Origin of the sequence: uncultured Eudoraea sp. (assembly GCF_947490415.1) — a bacterium.
Lineage (GTDB): Bacteria > Bacteroidota > Bacteroidia > Flavobacteriales > Flavobacteriaceae > Eudoraea.
On sequence record NZ_CANLGX010000010.1, the window covers coordinates 30,290 to 42,561 of the forward strand.

The window sequence follows — 12,272 nt, forward strand, 5'->3', positions numbered from 1 at the left end:
ATAACTAAACCAACTAAAATCAGAACCATTATACAAAGACTTAGTCCTCTTCTATAATATTATACCCCTTAAAGGCTGTCCAGGCCAGGGCTACTTGTAACAAGGCTATGATTACCCCTATCTTATCTGTAATACCATGAGATTCGCCCATATAAAAGAGTACTATCTGCACCGGGATAGGTGCCAATAAAAGTATTGCCCAGAATTTATTTTTTTTAGTTCCCTTAGCTACAAAACTATGATTAAGGTCTTCCAGGATCACCTTTACCACCAAAGCACCCAAAACAATCATAAATGGAATGATAATAAAGGAAAGATCTAAATGAACATTAAGGGTGTCACCATGAAACATATACCCGTCTCCTGCAAAGACCTCAAAAAACGAGTTTCCAATCATACTGCCATACCACAATACCAATAAAGAATAGAATACTTTCCTGTTTTTTATCCAGTAAAAAAAGTACATAAGCAGCAGACATAAAAATACATTTATTGCTACATAATAAAAGTCACCCCCCGTGCCCTTGCCGTAAAAGACATTTCCAAAGAGGCTGGTTCCCCAATGGTAAGATTCCCCGTCGGCAATTCCACGGATAAAAGGGAGCCAGCTGGTGGCAAAGGTCAAACTGGTAAGGATGAGTAAGAGGTTCAGTCTTTTAAAAAAAGGAAGGGGTTTTTTGGTTTCCATAGGTTATTGTTTTTATAAAAGATAGCAACTCCCTAAAAATGTTACAGTTAAACTTTATGCTTTTAAGTACAAACCACAAAAAAATTAAGCTCTTCGCAACAAAAAAGCTATTTTGCGGATCCCGTGAGTAGTATCATATTCCCTTACTTTTCTAAAATGAAAACCATAGTACAAATCTTTGGCTGGTTCATTGGCCAGGCCAGTTTCTACAGTAAAAGTATTGGTGGGGTAATTCTCAAGTACAAATTGCACCAGAGCACTCCCTATACCATTCCTGAAAAAGTTGGGGTGCACTACCAGGCTTTGGATATGGGTGTTGCTTTCTTCTGCTTTTACCTCCACCACCCCAGCTAAAGTATCTTCCATGTAATAGCCGTAAAATGCGTTCCTGCTTTCAATAAATTCCTCTAACCTTCTTTTTAATGGTGGAAAATCTGTAGCTTTTAAAAGTTTGGCTTCTATAGTATAAGAGGCCTGAAAAACGGAGCGGATGGTTTCAGCTATTTTTTGGTCTTTTTGATTTATAGTTAAAATCATTTATTGGATCTAAAATAGGATACCTTATTGTTTCACTTTTTTTGAATCTACCACCGGGGTTAATGGCCTTACTATTCCCGTTTATGAACTAAAAACAAAGACGCCGCAAGGATTAGAATTATTAGTGGAAGTATAAGGTCCTCCCAGGTAAGAGCGTTATCCTTTAAAAAGTCCGTGACGGAAAAAGTGACCAGGGCAAACAAAATGGTACGCCATAACAGCACTTTTAGCTCTTCCAAACTATAAACATTGAGCCATTTAGGTATTGTCTTCCCTTCAGTCTTATCAAAAATAAACAGCCGGGCTATTCCCAAACCAAAAATCATAAATACCAAAGAGATCATAAAGGCATCCAATGCCTCCAGTAAATGTAATCCCGGATGATGACCTTCGGTTACTAAAAAATCTGATCTGAAAAATCCTTTATAGCCCTTTATACTTTTGGCAACCCCCGAACCAATAAAGAAAACAGCATTTATTAGGGTAAAGATTACCGCTACTGCATAGATATATCTGAAAGGAGTAATTTTATTAAGCATCCCTAGTTTTTTTTAAAATTACATAATATTTCCTATCCTCAAAAAATGCTATCTCTATTTTTTGGGTGCTGTCAACCGTCTTTTATTAGCGGTCTTCATATCGGCATACCTGGGGTCCTGGATCACCTCCTGCTTTTGCATCTTTATGGTCTCTATACTTAAAAAACCAAACTCACTTACTACCCTGCCATAAAATCTATAAATACCCTTGCCCCTAAAAAAGTATTTGGCCGCCACCGGAGGGAAAAGCACCGTATCAAACACCTCTCCATGCTGGTCTACACAGGTGGCAAAATGCATGCGCTTACCCGTATGCGTATTCGTATTCTTTACGGTAACCAGATAGCCATAGATATCTATATTCCTGTTTAAATGCCGCTCCAAATCCCTACTGCCATTTTCGTTTTTAGGGGGCTCCTTTAACAAATGAAAAGGGGAGCACAGACAAAACCCCAGTAGCTCTAATTGGGTAAAGGCCATCTCCAGGTCTGTGGTATGAAGGCGTGGGATCTTAAATTTTTGGTGGGTAGGCGGGAACAATTTTGGATGATCAACTATAGTGCCTTTGGAAAGAAACAAATGCGCCTCCCACAAGAGTTTGTGCTTATTAATTTTTGTAAACCTAAACGCGTTAATGCGAATAAGGATACTCAGCTGCTCTATGGAAATAGGTACCCGGTCTAAAAAATCTTCCAAAGAAGTAAAGACCCCATGCAACTGCCGCTCCTTAAGAATACGCTCCATCACCCGACTCTCCAGTTCTTTCAGATACATATAACCCAAATAAATGTCTGTACCATAAATACAGTTTACCGCAAAACTTTTGTTTATACAGGGCGCATGTATGCTCGCACCCATCATCCGGGCCTCGTGTACATAAAACTCGGAACGGTAAAAACCACCCCCATTGTTAAGCACCGCTACCAGGTATTCCAGAGGGTAATAGGCCCTTAAAAACAGGGTCTGGTAACTCTCCACGGCATAGGAAGCAGAGTGCCCTTTGGCAAAAGCATAACCGGCAAAACTGGCTACCTGGTGCCAGATCTCGGAGATCAGCCCTTCTTCATAACCTTTTTTGCGGCAGTTGTCCATAAACTTGTCCTGTACCTTTTGGAACTCCTCCCGGGAACGAAATTTTCCACTCATGCCCCTTCTTAGCACATCGGCCTCACCAAGGGTAAGTCCGGCAAAATAGTGAGCTACTTTTATTACGTCTTCCTGGTAGACCATAATGCCATAAGTCTCAGGCATAATATTAAGCATTACCGGGTGACCCTTCTCCTCTGCCCTGCCCTCTTCGCGATGCCGCAGGATGTATTCGCGCATCATCCCGCTCTTGGCCACCCCGGGACGGATAATGGAACTCGCCGCCACCAGACCCAAATAATTATCTACCTCCAACTTTTTTAGGAGCATCCGCATGGCGGGAGATTCTACGTAAAAACACCCCATGCACTGGGCGGTTTTTATCAACTGGTTAATACGGGCATCTTCCTTAAATCTTTTGATATTATGGATGTCAATCTTTTGAAACTCCTCTGGGTTATTAAGTTGCAGGATCTGCAGGGTTTCCTTGATCTTTGCCAGGCCGCGCTGGCCCAAAATATCAAATTTATAGAGGCCTACGTCTTCGGCAATGACCATATCAAACATAACCGTGGCAAAGCCCTTTGGCGGCAAATGCGTAGCCGAAAAATAGTGGATAGGCCTTTGGGTAATTAAGATCCCCCCTGCATGGATGCTCAGGTAGTTGGGAAAGCCTTTTATTAACTGTCCGTATTTTAATACCAGCAGGGATACCTCATCTAATTGCGATAGCTGATAGTGTCCATCGCTTAGAACATCAATCTCTGCCTTTGGCAAGCCAAAGACTTTCCCTAGCTCGCGTACAATGCCCTTATGTTTAAAGGTGACATAGGTGCCTAAAAGGGTAACATGATCAAAACGGTCAAAAATATACTGGGTAATCTCTTCCCGGTCTCTCCATGAAAAATCGATATCAAAATCGGGCGGGTTGGCCCGGTAGAGGTTAATAAAGCGCTCAAAATACAGGTCGAGCTCTATGGGGTCTACATCGGTAATACGAAGCAAATAGGCCACAATGCTGTTGGCGCCACTGCCGCGTCCCACATAAAAAAACCCTTTTTCACGAGCCTTGGAAACAATGTCCCAATTGATTAAAAAATAGGAGACAAAGTTCTTTTCTTTAATGAGGCCCAACTCCTTTTGGAGTCGCTCCCGGATAGGCTTGTCCACTACGGGATAGCGGTAAGGGAGGCCGTCGTGGCATAATTGCTGGAGCAATTTTTCGTCCTCTTCCCTGCTGCCCAGATAAGTCTGCAGGTTCTGGGGAGTGCGGTTTTTGGAAAAATCAAAATGGATGCTGCAGGAATTCATCAGCCATTCTGTATTTTCAAGAATAAAGGGGAACTCTGCAAAGGCCGCGGCCAGGTTTTGAATAGGAAACATTTTTTCCTCTTCGCTGGCCTCTTCTTCCTTGGAGAGCTTGCTTAACAGCACGTTCTTATCTATGGCCCGCAGCAATCGGTGCGCATTAAAGTCGCGCTTATTCCTAAAGGTAACGGGTTGCAGCACCAGCAGCTTGTGTTTTTTTTCCACCAAGCTGGAGAAGGGCAGCCTTCTTAGGTCCCTTATTGAAATTCCTATAAACTCATGCTCCCGGAAATCGCTTTGGTCATTGAGGAGCACCTTTTCAAAGGGGTAGATTACGTAGGCGTGTTTAAACTTCGGGGCTCTTTGGGGGATATCTTTTTCCTTGTGAAGGTGGGTTGAGAGGAAGCTGTTTAGTTCCTGGTAGCCTTCATTGTTTTTGGCAATGCCTACAAAGCATTGGTCTGCCCCGTTTCTGAAATCGATCCCCAAAATAGGTTTTATGTCGTATTCCGCAGCTTTACGGACAAAGTTCAGGCCTGCAGAGGTATTGTTGATATCTGTAAGTACCAGTTGAGTCACCTGGTTTTCCCGGGCGAGTTCTAAGAGGGCTACTTCGGAAAAAGTCCCGTATCGGAGGCTGTAGTAGCTGTGGCAGTTAAGGTACATAAGTTGTATTATTTCTATATCCACCGTAGTTTGTATAAGCAGAAGCGGATGTTGTTATTTTTAGTCTTTCATTTCTTTTGTTCGCCCAAAAGAAATGAAACAAAGAAAAGGGCGCTTTTCCGTATGAATTTTCAGACTTTGGCTGAAACCGATTGTGAAACTTCGCCACAAATGACAGTGCCATTTGTGTGTGCCAATCGAAGCTTCCACAATCTATTCGCGGAAAAAGAAAGTTTTTTATAATGTTTTTTGTTTCATCTTAGTGTTTCTTCATCCACCGTAGCTCGCAAGAGCGGAGGCGGAGTTTATTGCTTTCTATGTGCCAGCACTATAGGCGGTTGGCCATTGAAGGGGTTGTGCATTCTGCCAATAGTTTTAGCACCAAGGCCGGAGGCTCTTAGCACGCTTTTATCACCAAAGCGCTCCCGTATGTTATCCATTGCGGCATAGAGGCTCAGGGCTTCTTCGGTATCTTCAAACAGGTTGATCTGGTAATTACCCGGCACCAGATGGCTAAAGCGGATACCTATAAGTCTTACCAGCAAGCGCCTGTTATAAAGGACTCTGAACAGCTCCAGGATTTTGGGGATAAGAATATGGTCTGCACTGGTGTAGGGAATCCGGACTTGTTTGGAATAAGTATTAAAATCTGAATACCTGATCTTGACGGCAATGCAGGCGGTAAGCTTTTCCCCCCTGCGGAGCTGGTAGGCCAGGTTCTCTGTCATGGCTATAAGGATGCCTTTTAGTTTACTAACATCTATGGTATCGCGGTCAAAGGTGCGTTCTGTAGAAATGGACTTACGGTCGCAAAAAGGGATCACGGGGGAGTTGTCTACCCCATTGGCCCGTTTCCAGATGACAGCGCCGTTAGCCCCCAGTACGCGTCGCATAAGATCTATAGGCATTTCCTGTACGGTTTTTACTTTTCTGAGTCCCAAATTTCTGAGTGTCTGGTAGGTTTTGTCGCCCACCATAGGGATCTTTTTGATAGAGAGCGGGGCCAGAAAGGGTTTTTCATAGCCAAAATCTACTTTCAACTGGTTGTTGGGCTTGGCCTCATTAGTAGCTACTTTAGAGACTACTTTGTTTACAGAAAGCCCGAAGGAAATAGGTAGCCCGGTTTCTTTAATGATCATTTTCCGCAATTCAGAAGCGTAGTGGTAGCAGCCAAAAAAGCGGTCCATCCCGGAGAGGTCTGCGTAGAACTCATCTATGCTCGATTTCTCAAAAACGGGGACCTGCTCTTTAATAATTTCGGTAACCAAATCGGAGTGCTTGCTATAGGTGCCTGCGTTACCGCGGATGACAACGGCTTCAGGGCAAAGTTCCCGCGCCATTTTCATGGGCATCCCGGAATGTATGCCAAAACCCCGGGTCTCGTAGCTGCAGGCAGCTACGACTCCCCTATCGCTGGTACCACCTACCAGCAGGGGTTTGTTTTGCAACTCGGAATTAATGAGCCGCTCTACGGATACAAAAAAGGTATCCAGATCCAGATGAAGAATGGTTTTTTGCATAACTATCTAAAAGGACCGCTAAGTTATGGATTATTTCCTTTTTTATGGATTTTTTCCATATTAATTATGAATTATTTTAAAAAGAATAATTTTTTTTAAAATTACTTGGTATTTAATACGAAACGTATTATTTTTATAGTACGATTCGTATCATTATGAAAACAACAAGAAAACCTACATCCCTGGATTATGCCATTCTCGGCTTAGTCCACGAACAGCCACAAACAGGCTATGGCATCCGAAAGGCATTTGACACTACCGCTTTAGGGAATTATAGCAGTAGCCCGGGAGTCATTTATCCGGCTCTTAAAAGATTGCAAGAACTGGGACTGGTGGTAAACTCGGTTAAAGGCGACGCCAAAAAAAGCATGTTTCGTTGCACAACAAAAGGGGAATCCATTCTTAAAGAATGGCTTCTAAAACCTATAGAAGTAACGGATATAGCCAAAAACCTGAATGACCTCCTACTTCGATTTGCTTTTATGGAAAACTTACTGAAAAGAGAAGTACAACTAGAATTTCTAAGCTCTTTTCAAGACGTACTGAAAAAATATATTAAATCGCTTAAAGAATACCATAAAAGCGAATATAATACCCTGCCTTTGAATGCCAGATTGGCTTTTGAACATGGCATAGCCTCCTACGCAACTACCTTAAAATGGTGCGTAAAAACGATTTCAACCTTAAAAAAAATAGAAAAATGAAAACTACCTTGTTCGTGAAATCAATTTTTGGAGCACTGCTGCTCACAGTGCTCTACATGCTCTTCAATATGCTACTTGGCCAAACCATAGGCTTTGATAATTTCTTTTGGGGCATCCTTCCCAACTATATGGTTGCCCTGCTACTGGGATATTATATAATGTCATCCAGTCTGGGTGGAATACGGTTAAGTATTTCGGTTTTTCTAATCTATTTCCTGATTGGTCATTTTAATCTTCTAATAGAGGCCTATATTTTTAATGTCAGTTCCCGCCAGGAAACTGCACTGGAAATAATAAGAGGGCTTTTTATATCGGTAACATTCGCCCCCCTCTATGTTTATATATTCAGAAATAAAATAGTGAAGGAAGCGGTGATTTTTTCGAAAAGGTCTCTTATAGGCTGGTTCTGGCGAATCCTTGTAGCCGATATTTTATATCTCCTTCTTTATATTATTGCCGGATTTGTTTTAACCATTGTATACCCACAATTGCTTCAGTTTTATGAAGGTAAAATCCCGTCTTTTGATATTTTGATCAATACGCAACTATTTATACGAGGATTTATATTTATTGGTATAGCGCTATTAATGCTTCAGACTCTGAACATTTCGGTGGTAAAAAAGGCTATATTAATAGGCCTGACTTTTGCGATCCTTGGTGGCATAGCCCCTTTGATACCGCCAAGTGAACTCATGCCTGCCTATGTTAGGCTAGGCCACGGCTTTGAAGTGGGGATTTCCAACTTTATTTATGGAATTCTTCTAACGCTTCTACTGAAGCTGAATAGTGGTGCAAAAGCAGATATAAATCCAGGTATTGCAGTTAAACCCACGGTTTAATTCCTCTATTTGTAAAACGTCAAAAGAAAAAAAATCACTTTCGCAGCCGGGCATTTCATATTAGTCGAATGCAAATCCCGTAGATACTCTAAAGATAAATGCATAGAGTGCAATCAAAAACATAGCAAAGCTAAACCATGCAAAAAGTTTAAAATAGTTTCGAACAATAAGGATTCCTAAATCCCTGAATCCTTCTAAATAAATCTCCCTAAGTAATTCTATCGTTTTCATAATACTAATTTTAGAATTCACTTATAAGACTTCAAAAGCCGTTCTAAGTTTAGTTTTTTGCCATTCTTTTAGCCAAGGGAACAGAATTCCCAGATAAAATGCACAATTTTTAAACAGCAACCCTGGAATTGGAGATTCTAAGGAACGGGTGGGGAGTAGCAACAAAAAATCTCTGTAAGTGTAAACCTTACAGGGATTAATTATTATTTTAGGTTGGTTATTTAGTCCACCGGAGTTCTTAAGAACCAAGTGGTTACTTTAGACTTCTTTATTGGACTCCCGCTGCTGTTATTATCATAAACATTATCACAGAAATAAACAGACATCCGGCTGCCACAAAAAAGTCGATTATACTGAATCCTTTATGTCTATGAGCCATAGGCTTTTATTTTAAGTTAATAATTAGTCAAATGCGAATCCCGTGAACACCCTAAAAATAAAGGCATAAAGGACCATGGCATACATTATAAAACTAAACCAGGCAAAGGCCTTAAAATACTTCTTAACAATAATATTTCCCAAATTCCTGAAACCTTCTAAATAGATTTCTTTAATAAGTAAAGCTGTTTTCATATCCCAAATATTAAAAAATTATTATGCTGCCAAATTCCATATTTTATTAATTTCTATTTCAAATCATAGATTAAAAACACATTAATTTGATAAGATGCGTATTTTATACCTATGAACGGAAAATATCGCAGATTATGGAGAATGGAAATTTTACTTCCTTTGGCTAAAAAGACAGAACATAACGACTAACGGCACCTGGTATTCACCCTAATTACTAATAATAGATGGAAGCTACTAGTGAAAGCAGCTCCACAATTACATACTATAGAACCTGAGGGGCCTGTTGTAATTGACAGGAATAAAAAATAGAATGGAGGATTAGAAGGAATATATTACCAGAATGACAATCGAAATTACAAAACACAAACAGGCAAAGAGTACTGCCGGATATTTTGCCAATAATCTACCTGGTCTACCAAAATTCTCAACCAGGTATTTATTTAAATTTAAAAAAGGCTTCATAGCTAATTATAGTTGACCTTACTATATACATCAGTTTGAAGCCTTTATCAAAAGACTTTATGATGATTCATTAATAGGTGAGGAAACTTTATAAACAGACTAATCAAAGGCAAAGCCGGTTGATATCCTGTAAATGAGCGCGTATAGCACTATAAAGAACATGATAAAACTAAACCATGCAAAGGCTTTAAAATATTTCTTGACAATAATATTGCCAAGGTTCCTGAAACCTTCTTTATATATTTCTTTAATAAGTAGTATTGTTTTCATAAACTAAGATTTGTGGTTGTTAGTTAGACGGCAAAGCTCATACCTCGTTTACTTTTATTCATGAATTTTAGTCGTATTTGAAGATAATCCGGTTGAATTGTACCAAAATGAGCTCTTAGCTCAAAAACACTTCGAATTGTAATACCTTGTGAATAGGATAAGGGGTGCGTTTTGTCGATTAACGACACCTGGCTGGAATCCCAGGGAATATTTGTAGAAAGTGATTTAGTTTTAAACTAAAAAAAACCCGCCGGGAAATCCCGGCGGGTTAATACATTTTTAGGACACTATTGAATTGGAATTAATGAATTTCTATTGAGGATATCACTGTCTTTGTAAATTCATTCCAATGCTCCGATATTAATTGAAAAGTGAAATGCCTTAAATCAGTTTTATTGGAAATCAGCATCATTATCTCCCTCTCCTATAGGCTCTTTTCCGGTTCTGATGTAACCCATATTCAAGTTTATGGAATAACTGAAATAAATTGGTTTTTCATTTCTTAAAATGTCTATAATATTCGGATACATTGACATAGGGTAGCGCAAGTACACCAATTTATTCCTTTTGTCGTAGCTATTTTCAGGTACGCTTTTATTATCCGGATAGAAGTTTATCTGTACAACAAAATCATCATGATTATAACATTTTATGAGGGCACGCGGGTAAACACGATTCTTTTCAGCTCCGCCGGCTTGAAAGTGAACCCAATAATGGTCTATTTCGCTATCTAATAACTTCATTCTATCTAGGTTTAATTGATTAATAAGGTAACAAGTTAAAGATTATTTCACAAGATAGAAATAGAAATAGAAAAAAAGGATAATTTTTTGTCCTAAGGCCGCTATATTTTTAATGCTATAGACAAGCAGTATCAAGGATTTATAATTGGTTTAAAGTATTTAAGCCTGTTTATGTTAATTTAATGTGTGTTTGGTGAAATGGGATATAGAAAAATGAATATTGTTTGTTTTATATAAGGAGTCTTACGATTTCAACCAAAACGAATTAACAATATTTAATTATTCCTTACCTTAGGAAGAACAACCAACTACTTCCTTCCCATGATCAACTTCTTTAGACGCATACGCAAAAAACTGGCTGATGACAACAAGCCTTTGAAATACATGAGGTATGCTATTGGGGAAATTTTGTTAGTGGTTATAGGTATTTTAATTGCTTTGCAGATCAATAACTGGAATCAAAATAGAATCACCTCCGCCAGGGAAAGTCTATTGCTTAAAGAAATTAATACTGAATTCAAATTCAATAAAGAAGAGTTGGAAAGCACTGTCAGAGCTTATGTTCACATTCGAGAACAGTGCAACTATTTATTAAAATCACTACCTATAATCCTAAGTGAAATAGATAAAGACTCTTTATCAAGAGCATTGAGTCAGATTCGAAACCTCCCTACGGCCGATCTATCGATGGGATCTATTTCAGCTTTAATCAATACCTCGTCATTTGAAATTATTACAAATACGGAACTTCGATCTTTACTAATTCAATGGGATGATTTGATAGCTGACTATTTCGAAAGAGAGGGGCAAGCAATAAATTATACCCGGCAAACTATAATTCCATATTTGGCAAAAAAAATACCCCGGCCTTATATTGAAGGTATTAATGATGAACGGGTAGATTTATCTTTTATGAATTCGATAGAATTTGAAAATTTAATTATTGATCGAAGTGGAGATGCGAGATCTTTGTTAAATGTTGTAGAGGATGAAGAAGATAAAATTAGAAAAGCGTTAAATCGAATAATATTTCTAACTAATAGTAATAAGGAATAATGAAATGATTAATTTTTTCAGACGCATACGCAAGAAACTTGCTGATGACAACAAGCCGCTGAAATATGCCCGTTATGCTATTGGGGAGATTGTACTGGTGGTAGTTGGTATTTTGATTGCTTTACAGATCAATACTTGGAATGAAGAACGAATTCTGCGTAAAAAGGAGCATGTGTATCTTCATGAAATACGGACCAATCTGCAGGATGATTTTGCTAATATTAAGTATTCCCTGGATTTCAATCGTAAAAAGGACTCCACCATAGGTGCCTGCCTGAATACCATCCTACTTGCAAAATCTGACGGGGAGGCTATGCTGGCAATAAACAGTAATATGCCATTGCTGGCACAATTCAGTGTCTTCACACAAAACCGTGTCGCTTTTGACAACATGTTGTCTTCGGAAAACATAGGCATTATTTCTACGGATACCTTACGGAACATGCTCTCTGCCTACTATGCCCATAGAAGTTTGCTGGAAGGTACACAGGAACGGGTTAAAGAACTTACCCGTAATTTCGTGGACAATATTACCCCCAAACTCATGAATCGTGAGAACATCCGTAAGTTCTTCAGAGTGGAAAGTGAATTCGCTTCAGCGGATGACCAGGATTTTAAAACCGATCAGGTACTTTTCGGAGACCTTTTTGGGATGCAGCGGAACCTTGAATCCCATAGTCAATTCCTGTGGGAGTATCAGCAGAATATAGAAAGACTCCTTGAACAAATCGATTTGTTTCTAATCCAGAAAGAATGATTAATTTTTTTAGAGGACAGAGCGTTAAAAAAACATTCAGTGAATGTTTTTAGTGAATGGGCCAGCCGGCGGGAGGGCATTAAGACTAAGACTATGATAAATTTCTTTAGACGTATTCGCAAGAAACTAGCCGACGATAACAAGCCACTAAAATACATGAGGTATGCTATTGGGGAGATTGTGCTTGTGGTAATTGGGATTTTGATTGCTCTTTCCATTAATAATTGGAATGACTACAGAAAAGACAGGATTGAAGAGAAAAACCTATATAAAACCTTAATTAGAAGTCTGAA

At 39.3% G+C, this 12,272-nt stretch carries 14 protein-coding genes; 5 read left to right on the forward strand and 9 right to left on the reverse strand.

Annotation, left to right across the window (positions count from 1 at the left end):
• Positions 1 to 40 precede the first annotated feature (40 nt).
• The 5 genes from Q0874_RS17235 to Q0874_RS17255 form a co-directional block, all read right to left on the reverse strand.
• A complete protein-coding gene (locus Q0874_RS17235) occupies positions 41 to 688 on the reverse strand; it encodes a hypothetical protein (RefSeq protein WP_299164796.1) in 648 nt (215 codons plus the stop codon).
• A gap of 84 nt (positions 689 to 772) precedes the next feature.
• Complete coding sequence (locus Q0874_RS17240) at positions 773 to 1,225, reverse strand: GNAT family N-acetyltransferase (RefSeq protein ID WP_299164797.1); 453 nt, start codon at positions 1,223 to 1,225, stop codon at positions 773 to 775.
• A 71-nt stretch (positions 1,226 to 1,296) separates the two neighbouring features.
• Complete coding sequence (locus Q0874_RS17245; RefSeq protein WP_299164798.1) at positions 1,297 to 1,764, reverse strand: YqhA family protein; 468 nt, start codon at positions 1,762 to 1,764, stop codon at positions 1,297 to 1,299.
• 54 nt (positions 1,765 to 1,818) lie between these two features.
• On the reverse strand, positions 1,819 to 4,824 hold the full coding sequence (locus Q0874_RS17250; RefSeq protein ID WP_299164812.1) for a DNA polymerase III subunit alpha: 3,006 nt from the start codon (positions 4,822 to 4,824) through the stop codon (positions 1,819 to 1,821).
• A gap of 305 nt (positions 4,825 to 5,129) precedes the next feature.
• Complete coding sequence (locus tag Q0874_RS17255; RefSeq protein ID WP_299164800.1) at positions 5,130 to 6,344, reverse strand: DNA polymerase IV; 1,215 nt, start codon at positions 6,342 to 6,344, stop codon at positions 5,130 to 5,132.
• Positions 6,345 to 6,499: 155 nt separating this feature from the next.
• Here Q0874_RS17255 and Q0874_RS17260 point away from each other — a divergent pair, with 155 nt between their 5' ends.
• Entirely contained in the window at positions 6,500 to 7,048 is a 549-nt protein-coding gene (locus Q0874_RS17260) for a PadR family transcriptional regulator (RefSeq protein ID WP_299164802.1), read from the forward strand.
• Complete coding sequence (locus Q0874_RS17265; protein ID WP_299164803.1) at positions 7,045 to 7,887, forward strand: hypothetical protein; 843 nt, start codon at positions 7,045 to 7,047, stop codon at positions 7,885 to 7,887. Before Q0874_RS17260 ends, Q0874_RS17265 begins: the two co-directional genes overlap by 4 nt.
• A 60-nt stretch (positions 7,888 to 7,947) precedes the next feature.
• Here Q0874_RS17265 and Q0874_RS17270 read toward each other — a convergent pair whose 3' ends face one another.
• The 4 genes from Q0874_RS17270 to Q0874_RS17285 form a co-directional block, all read right to left on the reverse strand.
• Complete coding sequence (locus tag Q0874_RS17270; RefSeq protein ID WP_299164804.1) at positions 7,948 to 8,118, reverse strand: DUF6747 family protein; 171 nt, start codon at positions 8,116 to 8,118, stop codon at positions 7,948 to 7,950.
• Between the two features lie 402 nt (positions 8,119 to 8,520).
• Entirely contained in the window at positions 8,521 to 8,691 is a 171-nt protein-coding gene (locus Q0874_RS17275) for a DUF6747 family protein (protein ID WP_299164805.1), read from the reverse strand.
• 561 nt (positions 8,692 to 9,252) lie between these two features.
• Positions 9,253 to 9,423 carry a DUF6747 family protein gene (locus tag Q0874_RS17280; RefSeq protein WP_299164806.1) on the reverse strand — a complete coding sequence of 57 codons (171 nt, stop codon included), beginning with the start codon at positions 9,421 to 9,423 and terminating at the stop codon, positions 9,253 to 9,255.
• Positions 9,424 to 9,815: 392 nt separating this feature from the next.
• The gene (locus tag Q0874_RS17285) at positions 9,816 to 10,166 is read right to left on the reverse strand and encodes a hypothetical protein (RefSeq protein WP_299164807.1); all 351 of its coding nucleotides are present in this window, start codon (positions 10,164 to 10,166) and stop codon (positions 9,816 to 9,818) included.
• Between the two features lie 321 nt (positions 10,167 to 10,487).
• Between Q0874_RS17285 and Q0874_RS17290 the strand changes: the two genes are divergently transcribed.
• The 3 genes from Q0874_RS17290 to Q0874_RS17300 all read left to right on the forward strand — a co-directional run.
• On the forward strand, positions 10,488 to 11,222 hold the full coding sequence (locus Q0874_RS17290; RefSeq protein WP_299164809.1) for a hypothetical protein: 735 nt from the start codon (positions 10,488 to 10,490) through the stop codon (positions 11,220 to 11,222).
• A gap of 4 nt (positions 11,223 to 11,226) precedes the next feature.
• Positions 11,227 to 11,979 carry a DUF6090 family protein gene (locus tag Q0874_RS17295; protein ID WP_299164810.1) on the forward strand — a complete coding sequence of 251 codons (753 nt, stop codon included), beginning with the start codon at positions 11,227 to 11,229 and terminating at the stop codon, positions 11,977 to 11,979.
• 93 nt (positions 11,980 to 12,072) lie between these two features.
• The coding region (locus Q0874_RS17300) for a DUF6090 family protein (protein WP_299164811.1) at positions 12,073 to 12,272 on the forward strand (200 nt) is incomplete at its 3' end.

What these genes read in the sequence shown, in the direction of transcription:
- Q0874_RS17285 (WP_299164807.1), bottom strand. Translation starts at nt 10,166, where the DNA reads ATGAAGTTATTAGATAGCGAAATAGACCATTATTGGGTTCACTTTCAA.
- Q0874_RS17280 (WP_299164806.1), bottom strand. Translation starts at nt 9,423, where the DNA reads ATGAAAACAATACTACTTATTAAAGAAATATATAAAGAAGGTTTCAGG.
- Q0874_RS17265 (WP_299164803.1), top strand. Translation starts at nt 7,045, where the DNA reads ATGAAAACTACCTTGTTCGTGAAATCAATTTTTGGAGCACTGCTGCTC.
- Q0874_RS17260 (WP_299164802.1), top strand. Translation starts at nt 6,500, where the DNA reads ATGAAAACAACAAGAAAACCTACATCCCTGGATTATGCCATTCTCGGC.
- Q0874_RS17245 (WP_299164798.1), bottom strand. Translation starts at nt 1,764, where the DNA reads ATGCTTAATAAAATTACTCCTTTCAGATATATCTATGCAGTAGCGGTA.
- Q0874_RS17275 (WP_299164805.1), bottom strand. Translation starts at nt 8,691, where the DNA reads ATGAAAACAGCTTTACTTATTAAAGAAATCTATTTAGAAGGTTTCAGG.
- Q0874_RS17235 (WP_299164796.1), bottom strand. Translation starts at nt 688, where the DNA reads ATGGAAACCAAAAAACCCCTTCCTTTTTTTAAAAGACTGAACCTCTTA.
- Q0874_RS17290 (WP_299164809.1), top strand. Translation starts at nt 10,488, where the DNA reads ATGATCAACTTCTTTAGACGCATACGCAAAAAACTGGCTGATGACAAC.
- Q0874_RS17255 (WP_299164800.1), bottom strand. Translation starts at nt 6,344, where the DNA reads ATGCAAAAAACCATTCTTCATCTGGATCTGGATACCTTTTTTGTATCC.
- Q0874_RS17295 (WP_299164810.1), top strand. Translation starts at nt 11,227, where the DNA reads ATGATTAATTTTTTCAGACGCATACGCAAGAAACTTGCTGATGACAAC.
- Q0874_RS17250 (WP_299164812.1), bottom strand. Translation starts at nt 4,824, where the DNA reads ATGTACCTTAACTGCCACAGCTACTACAGCCTCCGATACGGGACTTTT.
- Q0874_RS17240 (WP_299164797.1), bottom strand. Translation starts at nt 1,225, where the DNA reads ATGATTTTAACTATAAATCAAAAAGACCAAAAAATAGCTGAAACCATC.
- Q0874_RS17270 (WP_299164804.1), bottom strand. Translation starts at nt 8,118, where the DNA reads ATGAAAACGATAGAATTACTTAGGGAGATTTATTTAGAAGGATTCAGG.